The organism is Streptomyces sp. NPDC002742 (assembly GCF_042888885.1).
Taxonomy (GTDB): Bacteria; Actinomycetota; Actinomycetes; order Streptomycetales; family Streptomycetaceae; genus Streptomyces.
This window is the reverse complement of record NZ_JBIAQF010000009.1, coordinates 284,048-308,020: the sequence shown is the minus strand read 5'-3', so window position 1 is coordinate 308,020 and position 23,973 is coordinate 284,048. Positions and strand designations below refer to the sequence as shown.

21 protein-coding genes are annotated in these 23,973 nt (G+C 72.0%); 12 read left to right on the top strand and 9 right to left on the bottom strand.

Going from position 1 to position 23,973, the window contains the following annotated elements:
• Positions 1-67 precede the first annotated feature (67 nt).
• The 4 genes from ACFYW8_RS18765 to ACFYW8_RS18750 all read right to left on the bottom strand — a co-directional run bounded on the left by ACFYW8_RS18765 (position 68) and on the right by ACFYW8_RS18750 (position 5,240).
• On the bottom strand, positions 68-1,891 hold the full coding sequence (locus tag ACFYW8_RS18765) for a choline/carnitine O-acyltransferase (protein ID WP_389076027.1): 1,824 nt from the start codon (positions 1,889-1,891) through the stop codon (positions 68-70).
• Positions 1,888-2,733, bottom strand: a complete 846-nt coding sequence (locus ACFYW8_RS18760) for a class I SAM-dependent methyltransferase (RefSeq protein WP_389076021.1) — start codon at positions 2,731-2,733, stop codon at positions 1,888-1,890. Before ACFYW8_RS18760 ends, ACFYW8_RS18765 begins: the two co-directional genes overlap by 4 nt.
• A gap of 87 nt (positions 2,734-2,820) precedes the next feature.
• Entirely contained in the window at positions 2,821-3,690 is an 870-nt protein-coding gene (locus tag ACFYW8_RS18755; RefSeq protein ID WP_389076018.1) for an arpA protein, read from the bottom strand.
• A 392-nt stretch (positions 3,691-4,082) separates the two neighbouring features.
• The gene (locus tag ACFYW8_RS18750; RefSeq protein WP_365875211.1) at positions 4,083-5,240 is read right to left on the bottom strand and encodes a TDT family transporter; all 1,158 of its coding nucleotides are present in this window, start codon (positions 5,238-5,240) and stop codon (positions 4,083-4,085) included.
• A 95-nt stretch (positions 5,241-5,335) separates the two neighbouring features.
• Here ACFYW8_RS18750 and ACFYW8_RS18745 point away from each other — a divergent pair, with 95 nt between their 5' ends.
• Entirely contained in the window at positions 5,336-6,262 is a 927-nt protein-coding gene (locus ACFYW8_RS18745; RefSeq protein WP_365875213.1) for a LysR family transcriptional regulator, read from the top strand.
• 235 nt (positions 6,263-6,497) lie between these two features.
• Here ACFYW8_RS18745 and ACFYW8_RS18740 read toward each other — a convergent pair whose 3' ends face one another.
• Together ACFYW8_RS18740 and ACFYW8_RS18735 are read right to left on the bottom strand one after the other, a co-directional pair.
• A complete protein-coding gene (locus ACFYW8_RS18740) occupies positions 6,498-7,178 on the bottom strand; it encodes a gamma-glutamyl-gamma-aminobutyrate hydrolase family protein (RefSeq protein ID WP_365875215.1) in 681 nt (226 codons plus the stop codon).
• A gap of 134 nt (positions 7,179-7,312) precedes the next feature.
• Positions 7,313-8,050 (bottom strand): FadR/GntR family transcriptional regulator, encoded by a 738-nt coding sequence (locus tag ACFYW8_RS18735; RefSeq protein WP_389076005.1) that lies wholly within the window; start codon positions 8,048-8,050, stop codon positions 7,313-7,315.
• 77 nt (positions 8,051-8,127) lie between these two features.
• On the opposite strand from ACFYW8_RS18735, the gene ACFYW8_RS18730 reads away from it, so the two are divergent.
• From ACFYW8_RS18730 to ACFYW8_RS18715, 4 genes are all read left to right on the top strand, one after another.
• A complete protein-coding gene (locus ACFYW8_RS18730; RefSeq protein ID WP_389076001.1) occupies positions 8,128-9,498 on the top strand; it encodes a glutamine synthetase family protein in 1,371 nt (456 codons plus the stop codon).
• A gap of 53 nt (positions 9,499-9,551) precedes the next feature.
• Positions 9,552-10,952, top strand: coding sequence for an aldehyde dehydrogenase family protein (locus tag ACFYW8_RS18725; protein ID WP_389076237.1), 1,401 nt, complete (start codon positions 9,552-9,554; stop codon positions 10,950-10,952).
• Positions 10,949-11,740: a 3-oxoacyl-ACP reductase gene (locus ACFYW8_RS18720; protein ID WP_389075998.1), complete on the top strand. Its 792-nt coding sequence runs from the start codon at positions 10,949-10,951 to the stop codon at positions 11,738-11,740. Before ACFYW8_RS18725 ends, ACFYW8_RS18720 begins: the two co-directional genes overlap by 4 nt.
• 99 nt (positions 11,741-11,839) lie before the next feature.
• Positions 11,840-12,766: a DUF2510 domain-containing protein gene (locus tag ACFYW8_RS18715; RefSeq protein WP_389075994.1), complete on the top strand. Its 927-nt coding sequence runs from the start codon at positions 11,840-11,842 to the stop codon at positions 12,764-12,766.
• A 179-nt stretch (positions 12,767-12,945) separates the two neighbouring features.
• Here ACFYW8_RS18715 and ACFYW8_RS18710 read toward each other — a convergent pair whose 3' ends face one another.
• Positions 12,946-14,148, bottom strand: a complete 1,203-nt coding sequence (locus tag ACFYW8_RS18710; RefSeq protein WP_365875227.1) for an amino acid deaminase/aldolase — start codon at positions 14,146-14,148, stop codon at positions 12,946-12,948.
• Positions 14,149-16,316: 2,168 nt separating this feature from the next.
• On the opposite strand from ACFYW8_RS18710, the gene ACFYW8_RS18705 reads away from it, so the two are divergent.
• The gene (locus ACFYW8_RS18705; protein WP_389075988.1) at positions 16,317-17,150 is read left to right on the top strand and encodes a hypothetical protein; all 834 of its coding nucleotides are present in this window, start codon (positions 16,317-16,319) and stop codon (positions 17,148-17,150) included.
• The gene (mycP, locus tag ACFYW8_RS18700) at positions 17,147-18,532 is read left to right on the top strand and encodes a type VII secretion-associated serine protease mycosin (RefSeq protein ID WP_389075985.1); all 1,386 of its coding nucleotides are present in this window, start codon (positions 17,147-17,149) and stop codon (positions 18,530-18,532) included. Before ACFYW8_RS18705 ends, mycP begins: the two co-directional genes overlap by 4 nt.
• Positions 18,533-18,585: 53 nt before the next feature.
• Here mycP and ACFYW8_RS18695 read toward each other — a convergent pair whose 3' ends face one another.
• Positions 18,586-19,575, bottom strand: a complete 990-nt coding sequence (locus tag ACFYW8_RS18695) for a serine hydrolase (RefSeq protein ID WP_389075981.1) — start codon at positions 19,573-19,575, stop codon at positions 18,586-18,588.
• 149 nt (positions 19,576-19,724) lie between these two features.
• Here ACFYW8_RS18695 and ACFYW8_RS18690 point away from each other — a divergent pair, with 149 nt between their 5' ends.
• Complete coding sequence (locus ACFYW8_RS18690; protein ID WP_389075976.1) at positions 19,725-20,456, top strand: SseB family protein; 732 nt, start codon at positions 19,725-19,727, stop codon at positions 20,454-20,456.
• Between the two features lie 61 nt (positions 20,457-20,517).
• Here ACFYW8_RS18690 and ACFYW8_RS18685 read toward each other — a convergent pair whose 3' ends face one another.
• A complete protein-coding gene (locus tag ACFYW8_RS18685; protein WP_261702877.1) occupies positions 20,518-20,874 on the bottom strand; it encodes a DUF1844 domain-containing protein in 357 nt (118 codons plus the stop codon).
• A gap of 447 nt (positions 20,875-21,321) precedes the next feature.
• On the opposite strand from ACFYW8_RS18685, the gene infC reads away from it, so the two are divergent.
• The 4 genes from infC to ACFYW8_RS18665 all read left to right on the top strand — a co-directional run bounded on the left by infC (position 21,322) and on the right by ACFYW8_RS18665 (position 23,969).
• Positions 21,322-22,068 carry a translation initiation factor IF-3 gene (infC, locus tag ACFYW8_RS18680; RefSeq protein ID WP_389076232.1) on the top strand — a complete coding sequence of 249 codons (747 nt, stop codon included), beginning with the start codon at positions 21,322-21,324 and terminating at the stop codon, positions 22,066-22,068.
• Positions 22,069-22,174: 106 nt separating this feature from the next.
• Positions 22,175-22,369 (top strand): 50S ribosomal protein L35, encoded by a 195-nt coding sequence (rpmI, locus tag ACFYW8_RS18675; RefSeq protein WP_003947156.1) that lies wholly within the window; start codon positions 22,175-22,177, stop codon positions 22,367-22,369.
• A 94-nt stretch (positions 22,370-22,463) separates the two neighbouring features.
• Positions 22,464-22,847 (top strand): 50S ribosomal protein L20, encoded by a 384-nt coding sequence (rplT, locus tag ACFYW8_RS18670; RefSeq protein WP_328454349.1) that lies wholly within the window; start codon positions 22,464-22,466, stop codon positions 22,845-22,847.
• A 261-nt stretch (positions 22,848-23,108) separates the two neighbouring features.
• The gene (locus tag ACFYW8_RS18665) at positions 23,109-23,969 is read left to right on the top strand and encodes a TrmH family RNA methyltransferase (protein ID WP_389075964.1); all 861 of its coding nucleotides are present in this window, start codon (positions 23,109-23,111) and stop codon (positions 23,967-23,969) included.
• Positions 23,970-23,973: the final 4 nt, after the last annotated feature.

Here is a 23,973-nt window from a genome sequence, read left to right as displayed (position 1 = left end):
TTGAAGCCGTCCGGCCGCCGGACCGCTGTCCGCGACCGGGAGCTCCGGTCCGGCGGCGGGGTTTCGTTCAGTCCTCGGGCCGCTCGGGCGCCAGCAGCTCCCGGAGTTCGTCCACAGCCTCCCGGAGCCGGTCGGCGAACGTCCGCATCTGCGCGGCGACCGCCAGCGGCGTGCTCAGATAGAGGTTGAACCGCTCGGGAAGCAGTACATAGGCGACACCGATGCACTGGCTGCTGGTCGACCCGAAGCCGAAGTACTGGATGTTGACGGACGGCGCGGAGCTCGTGCTCAGATAGTCGTCCCGCATGATCGACCAGCCCGGCGTCCGGTACAGCGCGGGCTGCTCGGTCACCCCGAGCTCCGCCCCACGCCGACGCTGGATCAGCTCCAGCTCCCACAGGTGCTGCTCGGGCGCCCGCCCGGCCTGACACGCCTTCGCGCGTGCCACATGGGCCTCCGTGGCCGCTCCGAACGCGGCGCGCCGGGCGTCCGCGTCCGCTGCCGGGTCCTCCATCGCCGCCACGAAAGCCACCATCTCGTCGGTGACGACGCGCATCGCCTCGGTCCGCCCGTGCCGGTACTGCCGGGTGGCGATCGACTCGTACGTGGCGCCCAGATGCCCCTTGGCGCGCTGGTGGGCGAGCTGGTAGGCGGCCTGGACGAACGCGTCCGGCGAGACTCCCAGCGCCTTGGCCGCGCCGCTGCCGAAGTCCGTGAACGACAACGTGCTCGTGGCGGTGCTCTCCCCGTACGCCGCGAACGCGTCGGCGGCGGCGCGTGCCTGTTCCCGCAGCGCGTCGTCCAGTTCGAACACGATCGGTTCCAGTGCCGGCAGCCCCTGGGAGCGGGCTCCGGACAGCCGGGACTGCTCCTCGGCCGGGGTGTTGAGCAGGGCGTCGGTGAAGGTGAGGATCGTGGTCCCGTCCAACTCGCAGTGTTCGACGTTGATGCCCGCCCGTCCGTCGGCGAAGACGACGAACGACACGGCCTTGTCGAACCAGCGGTTGCCGCGGTCGCCGTACAGCAGCTGGTCACAGGCGTCCTGGACGTCCGCGGGGGCGAAGTCCTCCAGAGCGACGCAGAACAGCGCGGTCTCGACATCGTCGAGGGCGTCGGCGTTGCGGGGGTGGCAGGCGAGAAGGGACTCCCGGGCGGCCGCCCACTCCGCGCGGGCCATGGTGGTGAGGTGTCCCACCGAGGTGTCCGCGCCGGACGGGTCGGTCTTCAGCACGGCGCGCAGCCCCGCCTCGATTTCGTCCAGGCTGTGCGGGACGCCGTCCGGACCCAGCACGTCCAGCCGGAACATGCCGCCCCGGAAGAACACCACGACGTGCCGGGCCTCGGACGGGCCCGGCCACTCCTCCGTGTAGGGGGCGCGGACGGTGTCCTGCCGCACGCCGGGGATACGGGTGCTGGAGAACAGGAACTTGTTCTGCACCATCGACTGGGGTGCTCCGCGCTGCACCACCGGCGGAATCAGCCCCTGATCGAGCTGCCGCTTGTAGTTGAGGGCCCCGGCGACGAGCCCGGCCGCCCGTTCCACCTGCGCCTGGCCGGAGTCCTTGAACAGGAAGAAGAAGTTGGCGTTGAGGGCGATCCGGTCCCGGCGGCCCAGGTACCGGTACGGCCAGAAGGTGTCGAGCCAGCTGTGCACGCCCTCCGTGGCGTCGTATTCCTCCAGCGCCGCGTGCAGCACCCGGCCGGGGCCGCCGGGCCGGAGGAAGGCGGCGACCTCCGCCTCGGTCGCCGCACGCTCGTCGGGGGTCAGCAGCGGCGTACACCAGGCGAGAAACCTCTCGCAGCTCGCTTCCAGGGCAGGCAGCGTGACGCGCGGGAGGCTGTCCTCCTGGGCGAAGGTCGCGTTGCCCGACTCGTCCTGACTGGTCTTCAACTCTGTTCTCGATTCGGATCGTCGTTACCTGCGATGTCGTAGGGCCGGGAAACGTGGAGCTGTGCGTACAGCCAGCCTTCCGCCTCCAGGCCCCGTGGATCCACCCCCGCGGCCGCCATGCCGTCGAGCACGAGCGCCTGCTCCTGCGCGGAGATGAACCGCCGCTGTCTGAAAACCTCGTCTACGCGGACGGTCCGGTAGCCCAGACCCGCCAACTCGCGCTCGACGGAGTCGAACGGGAACATCCGCAGCACGAAGTGCGCCATCCAGGGCCGGCGGACGCCCTGCGCCCGGACGACTCTCGTGAGCGTCCGCTCGGTGACGTAGCCGACGCAGCCCGTCGAGATCACCAGGTCCGTCCCCGAGAGCTGGGCGCGCTGTCGCGGTGTGGGCTCGTACTCCTCCAGGTCGGCGTGCACCACGTCGTCGAGGAACCCGGCCTCAAGGGCGTAGGACAACGCGCTGCCGGAGGTGTCGAGGCCGACGAAGCGCATCGCCTGCGGGGGTCGGCGCGACCGGGCCAGCTCCCGGTCGCGGGCCAGCAGGGCCTCGCGGCTCTCACCCGCACGCTCCTCGTCGCCGTAGCGCGCGTACAGCTCGTCCATGGTCGCGTCGTACTTCAGCAGGGCGGCGTTGATCCCGTACGAGCAGCCGATGTCCAGCACCTTCGGAACCGCGACGTTCCGGGACTCCCGGTACTCCTTGATGATCTTGGCGAAGTAGGGCTTGGCCTGCTGCGGAACGCCGTAGTCGAGCGGGCGCAGCGCCCTGAAATAGGCTCGCGGATCGGGCTGGTCGTAGATGTGGTCGAGTGAGACTTTTCCGGTCACGTCGAAACGCACAGGGCTTACTCCTCCGTGGATCGCGCAGGGGAAGCAGGGGGAAGCGGAACGAAACGGGCTACGGCGGCTACGCGTTCTCGCCGCCCGCTAGTCCAGGAGCCGGTCGCCTCGGACGGCCCGGCCCTCGGCCGCCAGGTGCTCGGGCAGCACCCGGCCGAAGAGCTGCCGGGTCCGTTCCACGCTCCCTATGACGCCGGGGCGCTCGCTGTAGGCGAATATCGCGGAGTGGCGCGCGACCTCGCCGCGCACCGGACTCACCCGGTGCAGCGAGTAGCGCCCTTTGAACAGCTGCAGGTCACCCGGTTGCAGGGGGAGGCGCCGGGTCAATCGTTCGCCTCGGCCGTCCACCACGTCCCGGACGTCGTCGAAGTTCTCGTCCCGCGCGGTCCGGATGTTCGGGCAGTACTCGAAGACGCCGCCTGCCTGCGCCTGTTGGGTGAGCATGCTCACGGTGAACTCATTGGTGTCGAAGTGCCAGGGGTGCTCCATGCCGGGCGCGACGACGTTGAGGACCAGCCCGGAGAACGGGTCCGCCAGCTCGTGCAGTTCCGGCAGCTCGAAGCAGCGGGCGATGAAGTGCCGGAAGTCCAGGTCGGAGTAGAGCCGGCTGATGAGGGAGTCCGCGGGGACGCGGTCCCGCGCGACGAACGCGTTCCCCCGCTCGAAGGTCCTCCGGCCGGGATGGTCCTCCGGCAGTGCCGAGTCCACCGCGATGTTGTAGACGTTCACCGTCTCGACGTCGTGGTGCGCCCGGGGGGCGATCGCCGAGCACTCCTGACGCAGCACGTCGCGCAGCGACGGGCGGACGAAGTCCGGCAGCACGGTGCAGCCGAGGGCCGACAGTTCGCGCCGGGCACGGGAGACAACGGCCTGTCCCCGGGCGCTCGCGAGTTCCGACAGGGGATAGCGAGCAGTGTCCACCAACTGATCAGGCGTCAGGGATTCCAAAGGGCGCATTCGATCCTCTCCACATGCGGGCCGCCCCTCTCGTGGGTTCCCTCACCGGCCCGCGGTTCCGCCTCCTACCCATCCACGGGGCGAGCGACGCAAACCGTGTGGTCGGCCGGACCTCACTCTCGACTCTTCGCTAACTCGGCTGGCAGGAAGGGCACTTGAAGTTCCCACAGCGGTGCCGTGTTGTCTGTGACGCGTCACACTGCCCAACTGTGAGCAGATCCTGGCCACCGACGTATACGTTCCACCCGGACCGGCGTGGTACGGCGCGACGACATCCGCCCGGAACCCGGACGAGTACTTCGATGCGACCCACAGGAACCCCTGCCCTTCGGATCCTCGCGATCCGAAGGGCAGGGGTTGGTCCAAGGGCACGGCAAGGCAGCCGCGGGAGGCTACGTCCGCGAAGGCGCCGCGAGCAGCTTGCCGGTGATCAGGCCGTGCGCCGTGCGGGCGGCGGCCACCGACCACGCGGCCACCAGCAGGGCGTACAGGGCGACGGCGAGCACGTCGAAGGCGACCAGGCCGGTGTGCCGGGCGAGGCCCTCCGCGCCGGTCACGCAGGTCCCCACCGGGAAGGTGAACGCCCACCAGGTCATCGCGAATCCCATGCCCTGGCGGCGGGCCCGTACGACCATCGCGACGGCCAGCGCGAGCCACAGCAGCGCGAAACCCAGCACGGGGACGCCGTAGAGGACGGCGAGGAGCGCGAAGCCCTGGTCGTACGGGGCGGGCACCACACCGGGCGCGGCGTCCGCGAACTTGCTCACCGCGGTCGTCGACTGGCCCAGCGGACCGAGCACGAGGAAGAGCGTCGGGGTGAGCGCGAGCGGCAGCGGACCCCCGGTGACGAGCCGGGCGAAGATCATCGGCAGCATCACGAAGACGGTCAGCAGGCTCATCCCGAACATCGCGAGGCAGGCGAGGAGCAGCGTCTCCCTGGGCTGCCCGGCCGGGAGGTGGGGAACGAGGAGGGCGCCGAGCGCGGCCGACACCATGGGGGCGACGATCGGCAGCAGCCACACGGGTGACGCCTGTGCGGGCTCGATCCGGTGCCGTACGACCATGAGGTACGGGACGGCCACGGCGGCGGCGAGTCCGATCACCGTCCCGGTGACGAACAGGACGGTGTCCACGGCGACCGCCGCCTGCATCCCGATCCAGTCCCGGCCGACCAGCAGGGTGCCGGCGCCCACGGCGAGCATGGCCATCGAGAGGCAGCCGTAGAAGGGGGCCATGGCCGGGTCGAGGAGGTGGGCGCGGGCCTGGTCGCGGTGGTACGTCCAGTGCAGGGCGCGGGCGGTGAGCAGCGACACCAGCAGGGTGAGCGAGAGGGCCCACACGACGGCGCAGGCGGTGCGCAGGCCCGGCACGTCTCCGGGCAGTCCGGCCCCCGCCGTGGCCACGATCGCGGTGCCCATCACGGAGGCGTACCAGTTCGGGCCGAGATGCCGGACCGCGGCGATGGCGCGGCTCCCCGGGACACGGGGGGTCTTCGTGTCGGGGACGGTTCCCGCCTGATGGGCGGACAGGGGCTGGGCTGCGGTGACCATGGCACCACGGTCGCGGTCCCGTCGTCTCCCCACCAGGGAGTGCGCGCCTATGACGGCATAAGCTGGCTTTATGAGCAGTAGCGCTGAGGATCGGCATGAGTAGCGGTGCCGAGGATCGGCCCGGTGCCGGGATCGCGCACCGGGTACCCGATCTGGGCGCGCTGGAACTGCTGCTGGCGGTGGCGCGCCTCGGCAGTCTCGGACGTGCCGCGCGCGAGCTGGGGATCACCCAGCCGGCGGCCAGCAGTCGTGTCCGGTCCATGGAGCGGCTGCTCGGGGTGGCGCTCGTCGACCGTTCGCCGCGCGGATCCCGGCTCACCCGTGAGGGAGCCCTCGTGACGGACTGGGCACGGCGGGTGGTGGACGCGGCCGAGGCGTTCGACGCGGGGGCGCAGGCGCTGCGGGACCGGCGCGACTCACGGCTGAGGGTGGCCGCGAGCATGACCATCGCCGAGTATCTGCTGCCCGGCTGGCTGATCGCGCTGCGCGCGCAGCGCCCCGACACGGCCGTCTCACTGCTCGCCGGGAACTCCGCCGGCGTCGCGGAGCGGCTCCTTTCCGGCGAGGCGGACCTCGGCTTCGTCGAGGGGCTCTCGGTGCCGTCCGGTCTCGACGCGACCGTCATCGCCCACGACCGGCTGATCGTGGTGACAGCGCCCGGACACCCCTGGGCGCGTCGCCGTACGCCGCTCGCCGCGGCGGAGCTGGCCGCCACGCCGCTCATCCTGCGGGAGGAGGGATCGGGCACGCGTCAGGTCCTCGACACCGCGCTCGGCGGGCTCGCCCGCCCGCTGATCGAACTGTCCTCGACGACGGCGGTCAAGGCCTCCGCCGTCAGCGGCGCCGGACCCGCCGTCCTGAGTGAACTCGCCCTCGGCGAGGAACTCTCCGCCCACCGTCTGGTGAGCATCCCGCTCGCCGACGTCCGGCTGGCCCGAGCCCTGCGGGCCGTCTGGCCGACCGGACACCGCCCCACGGGCCCGGCCCGCGACCTGCTCTCCCTGACGCAGGGTGCCGCCTGACCGCACGGGAGGCGGGTGGTGCCGCCCGACCCGCCCGACCGCACGGCGACACGGGCGACGCCTGACCGCATGGGGGCACGGGGTGCCACCCCGGCCGCACAGGCCCTTCTCGCCCCCTCCGCCCCCACCCGTCCCGTACGCCGGGGCGCTGTCCCCGGACCCCCGCTCCTCAATCGCCGGAGGGGCTGAACCTGGACGCCGGATTCTCGAACGGCGGAAGGGTGAATCCCTGGGTTCAGGACGCCGCCGCGACCAGGCCCCGCATCACCCGTAGGTCGTCGCCCATCTCCGGGTGCCACTGGACCCCCAACACCCAGGCCGGGCCCGGGAGTTCGATCGCCTCCACGGTGCCGTCGGCCGCGTGCGCGCAGACCAGGAGGTCGGCTCCGAGGCGGTCCACCGCCTGGTGGTGGTACGTCGGCACCGCGCTCGGCTCCGGAACCAGACCCGCGTACCGCGTCCCGGGTACGGGCATCACCTCGTGGTGCCCGACGACCCCGATGTCCTTCACGTGCCCGTCGAGGTGCTGGACGAGCGTGCCGCCCATGGCCACGTTGAGGAGCTGGTGGCCCCGGCAGATGCCCAGGAGCGGCGTACCGGAGTCCAACGCGGCCCGGATCAGGGCGAGTTCCCAGAGGTCGCGCTCGGGAGCGGGCGGGCCCGTACGCGGGGAGCGCTCGGCTCCGTAGCGGGCGGGGTCGACGTCGGGGCCGCCCGCCACGACCACCGCGTCGAGCCGGGCGACGGTCTCGGGAGCCAGGGCGGGATCGTCCGGAGGGAGCATGACGGCGAGTCCGCCCGCTCGCTGCACGAGCCGTGGATAGCCGGCCGGCAACAGCGCGGCCTCCAGCTCCCACACGCCCCAGCGGGCTCCGGCCTCCAGATACGTACTCACACCGATCAGCGGCCTGCCCACGCGCTTCTCCCTCGGATCCGGGTCGCCACGGCGCCACAGAGGCCATGGAACGTCAATGGAACGTCAATGGAAAGATCTCATACCTTTGGGTGGTGGGGACGGAAGACGTCACGCGCCCCGCACGCCCCGTCCGCTCAGGCCAGGAACCCGCGCAGCAACGCCGCCGTGCCCGCACAGTGCTCCCGCATGATCTCCCGCGCGCCGTCCGCGTCCCCGTCGAGGACCGCCTCGACGAGGGCGGTGTGCTGGCGCTGCGAGTGCTCCAGATTGCGGACGAGGAGCGGGATGCAGTCGAGCAGGTCGTTGACGGAGGCGCGGACGGCCGCGTACCGCGCGGTGAGGGAGGGGGAGCCGCACAGCTCCGCGAGGGTGAGATGGAGCATGGTGTCCAGCCGCCGGTAGTCGGCCAGCGGGGCGTCGTTCGTCCGGGTCAGCGCCTCGCGCAGCCGGCCGGCCTGCTCCGCGTCGAGCCCGTGCGTCGCGCACAGCCCGGCGGCACCCACCTCCAGGACCTCGCGGAAACGCAGTACGTCCTCGATGTCGACGCCGGCGACCCGGCGGCGCAGCTCGTGCTCGCCCGGTGTGGCGGTGCGCGCCAGTACGAAGGTGCCGCCGTACCGGCCGCGCCGCGACTCGACCAGACCCTGGTCCTGCAGCACCTTCAGGACCTCGCGCAGCGTCACCCGGCTGATGCCGAGCCGCTCCGCCAACTCCCGCTCCGCGGGCAGCCGTTCACCGCCTAGCACCAGGCCGAGCCGGACGATCTGGAGGATCTGCTCCAGCGCCTCCTCGAATCCGTTGCCCGCCCGCACCGGCCGCAGCACCGGCGTCAGCCGGTCGTCCGTGCCACGGTCGGGTTCCTCCCTCGTCATCCGGTCGCGCCCCCTTCCCAAGCAATGGTTCTCCGCAATACCTTATGGCTCTCGGCTGACCCAAGGAGGCTTTTCCGGTGGCAGACCGCACACCCCCGCTCTCCGTCGAAGAACTGCGCCGTCTCGTCGAGTCCGGGGACATCGACACGGTCGTCCTGGCCTTTCCCGACATGCAGGGGCGGCTCCAGGGCAAGCGGTTCGCCGCGGCCTTCTTCCTCGACGAGGTGCTGGAGCACGGCACCGAGGGCTGCAACTACCTCCTCGCCGTCGACACCGACATGAACACCGTCGACGGATACGCCATGTCCTCCTGGGACCGGGGCTACGGCGACTTCGCCATGCACCCCGACCTCGGCACCCTGCGGCGCGTCCCCTGGAACGAGGGCACCGCCCTGCTCATCGCCGACCTCGCCTGGAACGACGGCTCCCCGGTGGTGGCCGCGCCCCGCCAGATCCTGCGCCGCCAGCTCGAACGGCTCGCCCGGCTCGGCTACACCGCCCAGGTCGGCACCGAGCTGGAGTTCATCGTCTTCAAGGACACCTACGAGCAGGCCTGGGACACCGCCTACCGGGGACTGACCCCCGCCAACCAGTACAACATCGACTACTCCGTCCTCGGGACCGGACGCATCGAGCCCCTGCTGCGCCGTATCCGCAACGAGATGCAGGCCGCCGGCCTCACCGTCGAGTCCGCCAAGGGCGAGTGCAACCCCGGCCAGCACGAGATCGCCTTCAAGTACGACGAGGCCCTCGTCACCTGCGACCAGCACGCCGTCTACAAGACCGGCGCCAAGGAGATCGCCTCCCAGGAGGGCGTCTCGCTCACGTTCATGGCGAAGTACAACGAGCGCGAGGGCAACTCCTGCCACATCCACCTCTCGCTCGCCGACGCCGACGGCACCAACGTGATGGCCGGCTCCGCCACCGATCCGGGAGGCATGTCGGAGGTCATGCGCCACTTCCTCGCCGGGCAACTGGCCGCCCTGCGCGACTTCTCGCTCCTGTACGCGCCCAACATCAACTCGTACAAGCGCTTCCAGCCCGGCTCCTTCGCGCCGACCGCCGTGGCCTGGGGGTACGACAACCGCACCTGCTCGCTCCGGGTCGTCGGCCACGGCCGCTCGATGCGCTTCGAGAACCGGCTGCCCGGCGGCGACGTCAACCCGCACCTGGCCGTCGCCGGACTCGTCGCGGCCGGCCTGTACGGCATCGAACAGAAGCTGGAGCTGCCCGAGGCGTGCTCCGGCAACGCCTACACCGCCGGGTACGCGCACGTCCCCACCACCCTGCGCGAGGCCGCCGAGCTCTGGGAGAACAGCGCGATCGCCCGAGCCGCCTTCGGTGACGAGGTGGTCGAGCACTACCGCAACATGGCCCGCGTCGAGCTGGAGGCCTTCGACGCCGCGGTGACCGACTGGGAGCTCCGCCGCTCCTTCGAACGCATGTGAGGACCCCCTTGCCGCACCCGTCCACCTCGCACCCGTCCACCTCGCACCCGCACGTGTCGTCCCCGTCCACCCCGCCCCCGTACGACCACGAACTCCAGGTACTCGACCCCGCCACCGAAGAGGTCGTCGCCACCGTCCCGGCGGCCACCGCCCAGGACGTCGGGGACGCCGTCGTACGGGCCGCGAAGGCGCAGGTCAGCTGGGCCGCCCTCGCGCCGGGCGACCGGGCCCGGCTGCTGCGCCGCTTCGCGGCCGTCGTCGACGGCCACATCGAGGAACTGGCCCGCCTGGAGGTCCGCGAGGCCGGCCACACCCTCGGCAACGCCCGCTGGGAGGCCGGCAACGTCCGCGATCTGCTCGACTACGCGGCCGGGGGAGTGGAACGGCTGACCGGCCGCCAGATCCCCGTCGCGGGCGGCCTCGACATCACCCTCCTCGAACCGCTCGGCGTCGTCGGGGTCATCGCCCCCTGGAACTTCCCCCTGCCCATCGCCGCCTGGGGCACCGCACCGGCACTCGCCGCGGGCAACGCCGTCATCCTCAAACCCGCTGAGACGACCCCGCTGACGGCGATGCGACTGGCCGAACTCGCCCTGGAGGCCGGGCTGCCCGAACACCTCCTCCAGGTGCTGCCGGGCGCGGGACCCGTCGCGGGCGCCGCGCTCGTCGAACACCCCGGAGTCGCGAAGATCGTCTTCACCGGGTCGACGGCCGTGGGCAAGCAGGTGCTGGCGAAGGGCTCCGCCCTCCTCAAGCGCGTCACCCTCGAACTCGGCGGCAAGAGCCCCAACATCGTCTTCGCCGACGCCGACATCGAGGCCGCCGCGGCGGCCGCCCCCATGTCGTTCCTCGACAACTCCGGCCAGGACTGCTGCGCCCGCACCCGCATCCTCGTCCAGCGCTCCGTCCACGACCGCTTCCTCGAACTCCTCGCCCCGGCGGTCGAGTCGGTCGTCGTCGGCGACCCGTCCGACGAGCGGACCCAGATGGGCCCGCTGATCTCCAGGGCCCAGCTGGAGCGCGTACGGTCCTACGTCGACGCCGAGGCGCCCGGCATCCGGGGCAAGGCCCCCGAGGGCCCCGGCTTCTGGTTCCCGCCCACCGTCCTGACCGGCGTCGACCCCGGTGCGCGCGTGGCCGTCGAGGAGGTCTTCGGCCCCGTCGCCGTCGTGCTGCCCTTCGACGACGAGGCCGACGCGATCCGGCTCGCCAACGCCACCGACTACGGCCTGTCCGGTTCCATCTGGACCCGCGACATCGGCCGCGCCCTGCGCGTCTCGCAGGCCGTCCGCGCCGGCAACCTGTCCGTCAACTCCCATTCCAGCGTCCGCTACTGGACCCCTTTCGGCGGCTTCAAGCAGTCGGGAATCGGCCGTGAACTCGGCCCGGACGCCCTCACCGCCTTCACCGAGACCAAGAACGTCTTCATCAGCACGGAGGGTCCCGCACAGTGACTTCAGACACCCCTGAGACCATCTGCCGCCGACTGGTCGGCCGCACCGCCGTCATCACCGGCGCCGCCAGCGGCATCGGCCTCGCCACCGCGCGCCGGCTCGCCTCCGAGGGCGCCCACGTCGTCTGCGGCGACATCGACGAGCAGCACGGCAAGGCCGTGGCCGAGGAGGTCGGCGGGACCTTCGTCAAGGTCGACGTGACCGACCCCGAGCAGGTCGACACGCTCTTCAGGACGGCGTACGACACGTACGGCTCGGTCGACATCGCCTTCAACAACGCGGGCATCTCGCCGCCGGACGACGACTCCATCCTGGACACGGGCCTGGAGGCCTGGAAGCGCGTCCAGGAGGTCAACCTCACCTCCGTCTACCTGTGCTGCAAGGCCGCCATCCCCTACATGCGCCGCCAGGGCAGGGGCTCCATCATCAACACGGCGTCCTTCGTGGCCCGGATGGGCGCGGCGACCTCCCAGATCTCGTACACGGCCTCCAAGGGCGGGGTGCTGGCCATGTCCCGCGAACTGGGCGTCCAGTTCGCCCGCGAGGGCATCCGGGTCAACGCCCTGTGCCCCGGCCCGGTCAACACCCCGCTGCTCCAGGAGCTGTTCGCCAAGGACCCCGAGCGGGCCGCGCGCCGGCTGGTGCACATCCCGGTCGGGCGGTTCGCCGAGGCGGACGAGATCGCGGCGGCCGTCGCGTTCCTCGCCAGCGACGACTCCTCCTTCGTGAACGCCACCGACTTCCTGGTGGACGGAGGCATTTCGGGCGCGTACGTCACGCCTTTGTAGGCCGGCCGCCGGGTACGGGCCGCGGCCGGGACGGACCGGTCGCACCCGGCCTCGTGGCCCCCGTGTACCGCCCGTCCGGGCACGTCCTAGAGTGCCGGGATGAGCATGACGCCTCCGCCCGGCTGGTACCGCGACCCCTCGTACCCGCTCGTCGAGCGCTGGTGGGACGGGACCGCGTGGACCGACCACCGGCGTCAACCCGAGGCCCCCCAGCAGCCCCTGATACCGACCCCGTCGCCCAGCGGCGCCGGCGCCGGCTCCGGCCGGGCCAAGGCCGTCGCGCTCGTGACGGCCGCCGTCGTCCTCGTCGCCGCGATCGTCACGGGCGCCGTGCTCCTGCGCCGCGACGACAGCGGCGACGAGGCCGCGACGCGGACCACGCCGGCCGTCGCCTCTCCCACCGGGGCCGACGGCCCGTCCCCGTCATCGGCCGGTCCCTCGCCGTCGGCAGGGGACCCGTCCGTCGTCGTGGACGAACTCGACGGCATCACCTTCCCGATCCTCGACGGCTGGGCACGACCTCAGTACGTCGTCGACCACGACATGGTGCTGACGACCCCGGGCACCTACGACTGCCCTGGAGACTCCGGTCTGTGCCGGCACGGCCGGGTTGATTCGCTTACGGCCACGGCCACCGACGAGAGGTCCCCGAAGGCGCTCGCCGAGGGGGACATCAAGGACGCCGTGGACAGCGCGTACGACCACGACGTCGTCGGCAGCCGTCCCTTCCGGGGCGTCACCTCCCACCGGCTGGTGAAGTCCGGCTCGGTCGCCGTCGCCGGGCGCGCCGGGTACTTCGTGCGCTGGAAGGTCGATACCGGTGTGGGACCCGGGGGTTACGTCGAGTCGCTGGCCTTCTCGTCCAGCGTGGGCTCGCAGTCCCCGGTCATCGTCCGTTTCGCCTTCGACGCCGGTGCCGACGGGCCGCCGCTGTCCGACATGGACCGGATCACCAAGGGGATCCGCTCGGTCGGCGACAAGGGCGCCGGCGGAGGTGTGGGCAGCAGCATCGGCCCGTCCGATTGAACGGTGACCACCCGCCCGGGTGACCGGCGTCCCGGCCACCCTCTGTCCGGACACCTTGCAGTCCGGACATCCGGCGGCGATCCGGTGATCCGGTGATCCGGTGATCCGGCTATGCGGCCACCCGGTTACGGGGAGCGGGCCGCCCCCGCCGGATCGGCGGAGGCGCGGCCCTCACCGGATCAGAGGAAGGTGTGGCCCTCTCCGCGATAGGTCGGGACGGCGGCCGTGACCGTGTCGCCCTCGACGAGCTGCAGGGTGTCGAACCGCTCGCACAGCTCACCCGCCTTCGCGTGCCGGAACCACACCTTGTCGCCGATGAGCAGATCGTCCGCCGGGGAGCCGAGCAGCGGGGTCTGCACCTCGCCGGGACCCTCCTGGGGGTCGTACGACAGCCCCTCCGGCAGATACGGGACGGGCAGCCGGTCCGCGCCCGCGGCCCCGGACGCGGGGTATCCACCGCCCAGCACGGTCACCACACCCACGCCCGGCCGACGCACGACGGGCTGGGCGAACAGCGCGGCGGGGCGTCCGCTGAAGGACGTGTAGTTGTCGAAGAGCCTAGGGACATAGAGCCCCGAACCGGCCGCGATCTCCGTGACGGCGTCCTCGGCGGCCGTGTGCTGGACGCTGCCTGTGCCACCGCCGTTGACGAATTCGAGGTCCGGCTCGATGGCCCGTACCGCCCGGACGACCTCCGCGCGCCGCTGGGCGAGCTCCTTGCGGGCGGTGGCCTGCATCAGCCGCACGGCACGCGAGCGCAGGGGCCGTCCCGAGATCGCGTCGCCGACGCCCGCTATGTGGCCCTCGTACGCCATGATCCCCACCAGCTTGAACCCCGGGGCGCGTTTGACGGCGCGGGCCATCTCCGCCACCTGGGCGGGGGAGTGCAGCGGCGAGCGCAGCGCTCCGACCCGCACCCGGCCGCCGAGCAGCTTGAGCGAGGTGTCCAGCTCCAGGCAGACCCGTACGACCTCGGTGCCACCCTGTCGTGCCTCGTCGATCAGCCGGAGCTGCGCCGGGTCGTCGACCATGACGGTCACCGCGGCGGCGAGCTTGGGGTCGCCGGTCAGCTCGGCGTAGCTCTTGCGGTCGGCCGACGGATAGGCGAGCAGGACGTCGTCGAAACCGGACCTGGCCAGCCACAGAGACTCGGCGAGGGTGAAGGACATGATCCCCGCGAAGCCGTCCCGGTCCAGGACGCGTTCCAGGAGGGTGCGGCAGCGGACGGACTTGCTGGCGACACGGATCGGCTTGCCGCCGGCCCTGCGGACGAGGTCGTCCGCGTTCGCGTCGAAGGCCTCCAGGTCCACGATCGCGACGGGGGCGTCGAGGTGAGCGGTGGCCCGGTCATAGCGGGCCCTGTCGGCGGCACGGGCAGTCATGAGCGAAGACTGCCAGACTCCATTACCGCAGGGTAGGGGGACGTTCCGGGCAGATGCCCCGAGGGCTCGTACTGGTTCCCGCGGGACGCGCGTCAACCCGTAGAGTGACGCGGACGCAGGGAGGAACGACCTTGCCCCGGCGGGCCCTGCCCGGGGTGACGGTCCACCGGCGCGGGTATGCGTGCCCGTGGCGATCCTCTTCTCGCACATGACGAGACGGCTCGCCGAGCTCCGGGGCGGCCGACAGCCCGGTACGAGGAAACGGGGGGTGCATGAGTACGGAAGCGCGGCGTGCCTCGAATCCCCGGCGCCCCACCGCCCCACCCGCCGGAGCCCCGGCGGCCTCCCAGACCCCTCCGGCCCCGACGGGCCCACCGGCGCCGGCTGCTCCGGCCCATCCCCCGGTTCCGCAGACTCCTCCGGCTGCGGGGGCCCGAGCCGGTCGGACGACTTCATCCGCCGGATCGACTCCCCCGAAGCCGGCCCGGTCGCCTGAGCCGTCCCTGTCGGGCGGGGAGGACTGGTCCGCCGAGGATCCCCCGCCGACCTCGCGGGGGTCCGGGTTCGCGTCCGGGTCCGGGGCCGACTCCGGGTCCCAGTCCGGGTTCGCGTCCGGGTCCGAGTTCGGGTCAGGGTTCGCGTCCGGGTCAGGGTCCGCGTACGCCGCGGCCGATGCCGCCCCGACGGTCCCGCCGCGCCCCGCGGGGCCGCCCCGCGGCGTGGTTCCGGCCGTGCCGCCCCAGCCCGTCGGGCCGCCGTCGACGCGGGAGTGGCCCGGTTCGCCGGGCCGGCCGTCCACGGACGGAGGAGGGTTCCGGTCCTTCGGCGACGGTTCCGCGCCGAATGCGGCCGCCGCCTCCCCTTCGGCGCCCGCCTCGGGGCCGCATTCCGCGCCGGTACCCGTACAGGCCTCGCGGGTGCCTTCACCGCCGCGTTCCTTCGACTTCTTCGACACCTCGACGGAATCGGACGAAACGTCCGGCACCGCGAATTCCCCGAGTCCTGCGACCCCTTCCGAGCAGGCCTCGGGTCCGGCATCGTCCGGTACGTCGACGTCAGCCTCGCCCGGGGCGCCGGGGTCGGCTTCGGCGGGTACGCCGGGTTCCGCCGCGCTCGGCAGGCCGACATCCGCGGCGCCCGGTCCGCCCGGCTCGGTCTCGCGCGTCGCGCCGAGGTCCGCAGCGTCCGGTGCCCCGGGGGCCGCCTCGCCCGCCGCGCCCACGTCCGTCTCCCCCGGTAGGCCGTGGTCCGCTTCCGCTTCCGCCTCCGCCTCTGCGGGGTCACCCCCCTCCCGTGCTCAGGGGGGCGACACGCCACGGTCCGCGTCGACCGGTACCTCACCGTCCGGCGCGGAGCGCCCGGCAACGGCGTCCACCGGCCCGCGCCCCGCGTCGGAAGCCGTCCCGTACGGCTCCGAGGCATCCCCTTCGGAGCGTCCGGCCCCGCCGTCGGCCACTACGCAGCGGTCCGCGTCGGACGCCACCGCACCGGGTCCCGCGTCCGGTTCCCGGCCGGAGGCCCGGCGCTTCCCCCACCTGCGCCCCGAGGCGCGGCCGGGGTCGCCGACCCCGCCGCCCCCCGCGGCCTCCGCGCGCTTCCCGGACGCGCCGCCCGCGTCGGCCGAGCCGACGCGTCCCGACGGGGCCCCGCACTCCGCACCCGCCGGACCTTCGCGGCCCGGCGGAACGCAGCGTCCTGGACAGCGCCCCGACCGGCTGTCCCACCCCGCCGCGCCGCAGCGCCCGTCCGAGCCTCGGCGCGCCTTCGAGCCCCCGCGCCCCTCCGATTCCTCGCCGCTGTCCGAGCCCTCGCGGTCCTCCGACCCGGCGCGCCCCTTCGCCCCCTCGCGGCCATCCGCGTCCACCCATCCCCCGGAGTTTCCGCGTCCGTCGGAGCCCCCACTCGCCTCCGGGCCTTCGCGCCCCTTCGAACCTTCGCGGTCCTCCGACCTCTCGCGGCCCTCCAGGACTCCGTATCCGTCCGAGTCCGCGCCGTCGTCGTGGACCGGAGGGCCGGGCCGGGCCGCCGTGTCGGGGGAGCGGATCACCGAGACGAGCAGTGGGCTGTGGTCCGGACGGATCGAAGAGCCCGCTCCGTCCTCCGTGGCCACGCCCTCGTTCACCCCGCCCCCGCCCCCGCCGGGAGCGCCTGCCGAGGGGGTCCAGGGCGTGCGGCGCCCCTTCGTGTCCTTCGCGAAGCCCGAGACGTACGGCGGCGACCTCGCGGGGGTGCGTCTCTTCCGTGGGCGGGCCCGGCCCCGTACCGCGGCCGCCGCGGCCTGTGTCGTCCTCGGGCTCGGGCTCATCGGCGGTGCGGTGACCGGGAGTTGGCTCACCGGCGACACCGCGGACGGACCCGGTTCGCCCGGTGCCTTCACGGCGGCCGGAGGACTTTGGCACAGCGTGCCGGTGGACGAGCTGTTCCCGCCGACCGTGCGCGGCGACGGAGCGGGCCCCGGCGGCTCCGACCGCACCTGGACCCGGATCGCCGTCGCCCCGGACACCGGCTGCAAGGACGCCTTCGACCCACTGCTGCGCCAGGCGCTCGCCCCCGTCGGCTGCCTGCGGCTGCTGCGCGCCACCTACGTGGACGCGACCCGGAGCCATGTCACCACTGTCGGCCTGCTGTTCACGAAGGCCGACGCGGCGGGCATGACCTCCCTGAAGGCCCGCTTCCGCAAGGAGGGCCTGGACCGGCGTAGCGACCTGATGCCCCGTCCCTACGCGGCGAAGGGCACCGCCGCCGAGGGCTTCGGCAAGGCACAGCGCGCTTCCTGGACCGAGGCGGTCCTCACGGACGCACCGGTCGTCGTGTACGCGGTCTCCGGATTCGCCGACGGGCGCGCGGTCGCCACCCCGCAGCCCGCCGCCGAGGCGATGAGGCCGGACTCGACCACGGCCGTGGCCCAGGCGGGCCTCGGCCACGAGGCGCAGGGCCTCGCCGACCGGGTCGAGCGAGGCCTCCGCAAGACCGTCACCTCGGCCACGGAGCAGCCGTCATGACCCACGACGTCGGCCCCGTCGGCCGTATCCAGCAGACCGGTGCCACCGGAGCCTTTGGTGCGACCAGTGCGACGGGCGCGACGACCGCGACCGCAGCCGTGGAGCGCGCCCCGGTCCGGCGGAGTCCGATGTCAGGACTGCTCCGCAGGGTCCCCGCCGCCGACGGCGCCCGGCCTCAGCGCACGGCCCCGGCGGTCCGCGGGCCCCTGCTCTCCCGCAGGTCCGGCGCCCTCGCCGCCGTTCTCGCCGCTTCTCTCGCCCTGGTGCCCTCGACCGCGGCGCACGCCGACGGGATACGCGCCCAGCAGTGGGGCCTGGACGCGATGCACACACAGCAGGCGTGGCGTACGACCAAGGGCAAGGGCATCACCGTCGCCGTCCTCGACACCGGCGTCGACGCCCTGCACCCGGATCTCAAGGGCAACGTGCTCGCGGACAAGGACCTGGTCGGTTTCGGCGCGAGCCGCGGTGACCGGCCCTGGGCGCGGCACGGCACCGCCATGGCGGGCATCATCGCAGGGCACGGCCACGGGCCGGGTCACGCCGACGGCGTCATGGGTATCGCCCCGGAGGCGAAGATCCTGCCCGTCCGTGTCATTCTCGAAGACAAGGACCCGGCGCGCTCCAAGGCCCGCAACACCCGTGGCAACGCTCTCGCGGAGGGCATCCGCTGGGCCACCGACCACGGCGCCGACGTCATCAACCTCTCCCTGGGCGACGACTCCAAGTCCGCCCACCCCGAGCCGGCCGAGGACGAAGCCGTCCAGTACGCGCTGAAGAAGGGCGCCGTCGTCGTCGCCTCGGCGGGCAACGGCGGGGAGAAGGGCGACCATATCTCCTACCCGGCCGCTTACCCCGGTGTGATCGCGGCGACCGCCGTCGACCGCTACGGAACCCACGCCTCCTTCTCCACCCGCCGCTGGTACGCGACCGTCAGCGCCCCGGGCGTCGATGTCGTCATCGCCGACCCGGACGACCGGTACTACGAGGGCTGGGGCACCAGCGCGGCGTCCGCGTTCGTCTCCGGCGCGGTCGCGCTCATCGAGGCCGCCCACCCGGGTCTGTCCCCGGCCCAGATCAAGCAGCTCCTCGAGGACACCGCCCGCAACGTTCCCTCCGGCGGCCGTGACGACTCCCGCGGCTTCGGCTTCATCGACCCCGCCGCCGCCATCGAGGCGGCCGGCCGGCTCAAGCCGCAGGGCCTCAAGTCGGCGGCGTACGGCCAGAAGTACTTCGGCACGGGCCCCGACGCGCCCGACAACGGCGGCAGTTCCGCCGACTGGGCCGGTCCCCTCGCGGGCGCCCTGGGCCTGGCCCTGCTCGGGGGGGCGGTGTTCCTGTGGCGCGGCCGCAGGAATCCGAGCCCCTTCGACCGTCCTTAGTACCTGTCCGCCCCCGCACTCTTTGCCGCGCGGATCCCCGTGAGCCCGCGCTCTCAGTCCTCGGTGGTGTCCTGGAACGCGGACAGCGCGGCCTTCGACACCGCTTCCACCAGCGAAATACCCTTGGCCTGCGTGGAGTTCCCGTTCGACAGCGTCGCCACCAGATAGGCGCGGCCGTCGACCGAGATCCGCCCGATGCTGTTGACGTCCCACAGCCCGGTGGTGCTGCGCGCCAACCACCCGTTCTTCAGGGCCCATTGAGAGCCGTCGTCGGCCGCTGCCGACACCCCCCACTGCTGGTCGGTCTCGATCTCGCCCATGAGCCCCTGGAGATAGGACCGCGAGGTCCCGCTGAGTTTCGATTCGTCGCCGAACACCTGGCGCAGCAAGGTCAGTTGGTCGATCGCGGTGGTCTGGGTGAGGCCCCACAGCTCGCCGTCGCCACCCTGTGTGTCCGTCAGGCCGAAGCGCTTGTTCGCGGTGTCGAGTCCGTCGGCCCGGCCGATCGCGGCCCACAGCGCGGTCGCCGACGCGTTGTCGCTGTTCTCGATCATCGCGGTGGCGTACGTCTTCTCCTGCGCGGTGAGATGACGGTCCGTGTCCTGCGCCTGGAGGAGCAGCGCTGCCAGGATGTTCACCTTGACGATGCTCGCGGTGTCGAAGGCGGCGTCACCGTAGGCGGCGCTCTCACCGGAGCCGACGTCGAGGACGGCGACAGAGGTCCGCGTGCCGTCCGCCACCGGCACCGTCTTCAGCGCCTTCGCGAGCAGTGCGTCCCTGTCCACGGAGGGCTCCGCCACGGGTTCCACCGATGCCTCCTCGCTCGCCGCCGGCGACGAAGAGGGCGACGCCGATGCGGATGCCGATGCCGATGCCGATGCCGCCGACGATACGGCGGCCGGGCCGTCGTGCGCCTGTGCCTTCATGTACACGGTCCCGGCCGCCGTGGCTCCGACGAGTACCGCGGAGGCCAGCGCGGTGTAGAGGAGAGGCTTGCGTCGGGAGGGTCGGGCGCGACGCCCGCGTGCTCTGTGACGGTCCATTCGGTGATGCTGGACGGTTGGGCTGTGTCCGCGGTTAGACGCGTGTTAGAGGCATGTCAGGAGACACTGAGAAACTCATGAGTTCCGTCAACTCCGGGTTTCAGGGGCCGCACAAGCGCAGGAGCATCCCCCCGATAGGGTCGGGGACCGTGGCGAACAAGAACATTCCCGACCCCGGCTTCCCCGACGACGACGGATCCGCCGACCCCCGGCTGAGCGAGGCGCTCGCCGCCTGGTCCGCGGACCGCACCGCCGTACCGCCGGTCCTGGAGGCGCTCAGGAGCGCCCGGCTGCTCGTGCCCGTCGTGGCGATTCTCGGCGAGGTCGAGGAGGACGAGAACGGGCTGCGCCGCGAGAAGACCAGTGACATGGCGGTGCCCACGCTCAAGGCGGGGAACCGTACGGCTCTGCCCGCCTTCACGTCCACGGACTCGCTGGCCCGCTGGGATCCCGAGGCCCGTCCCGTCGCCGCACGCCTGCATCAGGTACTGGAGGCCGCGGCGCACGAGAAGGCCGACACGATCGTGCTGGACCTGGCCGGGCCCGTGTCCTACGAGCTCACGGGTTCCGCCCTGCTGGCGCTCGCCGAGGGACGAACGACCGCCGACCCGCTCGCCGATCCCGCCGTGGTCGAGGCGGTACGGGCCGCGGTCGCCGCCGAGCCCCTGGTGGTCCGCGCCCATCTCGGCCCCGGTCCGGCGGACGGCACCCTCGCCCTGGTGCTCGACCCGTCGGCCGCCCCCGCCGAGACCGCCCGCGCGGTGGCCCAGCGGCTCGCGGCCGACGAAACACTGAGGGCCCGCCTGGTGCGCGGCCTCGACCTGGCACTTCTGCCGGCCGAGGCGACGCCTCCGGGCGAGCCCCTGTACGTACGCGGGTAGGTATGCGAGTACGGACGGACGCGAACAGGTCCGTGTCCGTCCGTACGGCGTACGGATCGGGTCAGCCGTAGACGGGGCCCGTGTACTTCTCGCCGGGGCCCTGGCCGGGCTCGTCCGGGACGAGCGAGGCCTCACGGAAGGCGAGCTGGAGCGACTTCAGACCGTCGCGCAGCGGTGCCGCGTGGAAGGAGCTGATCTCGGTCGCGCTCGCGTCGAGCAGCCCGGCGAGCGCGGTGACCAGCTTGCGCGCCTCGTCCAGGTCCTTGTACGCGTCGCCCTCCTCGGTGAGACCGAGCTTCACGGCGGCGGCGCTCATCAGGTTCACGGCGACGGTCACGATGACCTCGACCGCGGGGACCTCGGCGATGTCGCGGGTCATGGTGTCGTAGTCGGGGTTCTGGGGAGGGGTGTCACTCATGCCTCACACGATAGGCCCCGACGCGCGCGTCCCCGTCCGCGGGAGCCTTCCGCAGGGTCCCCGGGTATTGCGCCGGGCCTTCTGCCGGGTGCTTGCGTCGGGTGCTTGCGTCGGGCGAGCGGCGGCGGGGAGGCCGCCGGTTAGCGCGTACCCGGCGGAACTGCTAACCTTGTGTAACGACCGGCCGGACACATGTGCCCGGCCCACAAGTGGAGGCTCCGATCTCCCACCCGACTGTCCTCCGGGACGGCGGGTCACCCGGTCAGGCGGCCCCCACCGTTCCGTACGGACGGTGGAGTCGCCCGAATGCGCGCCCCGCGGTTGACCGCGGCGGTGCTCCGGTTACCCATGGAGCCCCGCCTGTGTCCCGTCCGGGGCATTTTTCGTGCCCTGCGGTGGTTGGTCCACATGTCATCAGAGACATACGCGGCTGTCCGCCAGACCGCCGTGTGGTGCTACCGAGGAGGATCCATCAGCACCGAGCCCCGCATCAACGACCGGATTCGCGTTCCCGAAGTGCGACTTGTCGGTCCCAGCGGCGAGCAGGTCGGGATTGTTCCGCTTGCCAAGGCCCTTGAGCTTGCTCAGGAGTACGACCTCGACCTGGTCGAGGTGGCGGCGAGTGCTCGCCCGCCCGTCTGCAAGCTCATGGACTACGGGAAGTTCAAGTACGAGTCGGCCATGAAGGCCCGTGAGGCGCGCAAGAACCAGGCGCACACGGTCATCAAGGAAATGAAGCTCCGGCCGAAGATCGACCCGCACGACTACGACACCAAAAAGGGTCACGTCGTCCGGTTCCTCAAGCAGGGCGACAAGGTCAAGATCACGATCATGTTCCGTGGTCGCGAGCAGTCCAGGCCGGAGCTCGGCTACCGACTGCTGCAGCGTCTCGCCACGGACGTCGAGGACCTCGGGTTCATCGAGTCGAACCCGAAGCAGGACGGCCGAAACATGATCATGGTTCTCGGTCCGCACAAGAAGAAGACCGAGGCGATGGCCGAAGCCCGTGAGGCTCAGGCGGCTCGCAAGGCGGAAGCGAAGGCCAACCCGGGTCGCTCGCAGAACGCCGCCGATGACGACATCGCCGACGGTGAGATCGCTGACGGTGAGATCACCGAGGACGAGGCCGCCGAGGGCGAGTCCACCGAGGCGGAGTCCGCCGAGGCCCCGGCCGAGGCATCAGCCGAGGCCTGATCCCAGGGCTGCTGCCCCGGGATGTCAATCCATACATATGACGTTCCATCGTGCCCGGTCCAGCGACCGGGCACCGGAACGCCACTGACGAGGAGAGAACGGCGCTATGCCGAAGAACAAGTCGCACAGCGGTGCCAGCAAGCGCTTCAAGATCACCGGCTCCGGCAAGGTGCTCCGTGAGCGCGCCGGCAAGCGCCACCTGCTCGAGCACAAGTCGTCTCGTCTGACGCGTCGTCTCACCGGCAACGCCGAGATGGCCCCGGGCGACGCCAAGAAGATCAAGAAGCTTCTCGGCAAGTGACGTACCGGCGCCCAGCGCCGCACGTCAGAACCGGGACCCAATCGATTTCGGGTCGTGTGAGTCCAACCACGGCCCCGCTACAAGGAGTTAAAAAGTGGCACGCGTCAAGCGGGCAGTAAACGCCCACAAGAAGCGCCGGGCAATCCTCGAGGCGGCCTCCGGCTACCGCGGTCAGCGTTCGCGCCTGTACCGCAAGGCCAAGGAGCAGGTCACCCACTCGCTGGTCTACAACTACAACGACCGCAAGAAGCGCAAGGGCGACTTCCGTCAGCTGTGGATCCAGCGCATCAACGCTGCGGCCCGCCAGAACGGCATGACGTACAACCGCCTCATCCAGGGTCTGAAGGCCGCCAACATCGAGGTGGACCGCAAGATCCTCGCGGAGCTGGCCGTCAACGACGCCAACGCGTTCACCTCGCTGGTCGAGGTCGCGAAGAAGGCGCTGCCGTCGGACGTCAACGCGCCGAAGGCCGCGTGACGCTGCGCTGGCTCTGAGCCGATGTGACGAAAGGACCCGCAGGTTTTCAGACCTGCGGGTCCTTTGCTGCTGACCCGACGGGTAGTCGTTCGGGTGCGGGCCGTCGGGGGCCGGTCGCTCCCCCGAGTTCTCGGCTCCGCTCGAACAGGGGGGACCCCCATCGCGGCGGAGCCGCAGATCGACAGGGCCCCGCGCCCCTGGGGGGTCGGAGTCGCCCCCGCTGCCGTGCGAGCCGCACAGATACCGAAGGTGAACCAGAACATGCCCCCCGTCGACCCCGAGCTGATCTCCCCGCGCTCGCCGCGTGTCCTGGCCGCCCGGCGGCTCGCCAGGCGGAACTTCCGGGGCAAGGACCGGCTGTTCCTCGCCGAGGGGCCGCAGGCCGTCCGGGAGGCCGCCGCGCACCGCTCCGACGGCACCGCCACCCTCGTGGAACTGTTCGCCACGGTCGACGCCGCTGAGCGCTACGCCGACATCATCGGCGACGCCCGCCAGGCCGGCGCGCGTGTGCACCTCGCCGAGGAGCAGGTCATCGCCGACATCTCCACCACCGTGACCCCGCAGGGTCTCGTCGGGATCTGCCGCTTCCTCGACACCCCCTTCGAGGAGATCCTCAAGGCAGGACCCAAGCTCGTCGCCGTCCTCGCGCACGTCCGCGACCCCGGGAACGCCGGGACCGTGCTGCGCTGCGCCGACGCCGCGGGCGCCGACGCCGTCGTCCTCACCGACGCGTCCGTCGACCTCTACAACCCCAAGGCCGTACGGGCCTCCGTCGGATCCCTGTTCCATCTGCCGGTCGCCGTCGGCGTGCCCGTGGAGCAGGCCGTGGCGGGACTCAAGGACGCGGGCGTCCGCATCCTCGCCGCCGACGGCGCGGGCGGGGACGACCTCGACGACGAACTCGACAAGGGGACGATGGGCGGCCCCACCGCCTGGGTCTTCGGCAACGAGGCCTGGGGGCTTCCGGAGGAGACGCGAGCGCTGGCCGACGCTGTCGTGCGCGTTCCGATCCACGGAAAGGCCGAGAGCCTGAACCTGGCCACGGCCGCGGCCGTATGTCTCTACGCGTCAGCCCGTGCACAGCGAGCCTCCACAGGGTGCCGCTCCGTCACCGGCAGCTAGTAGG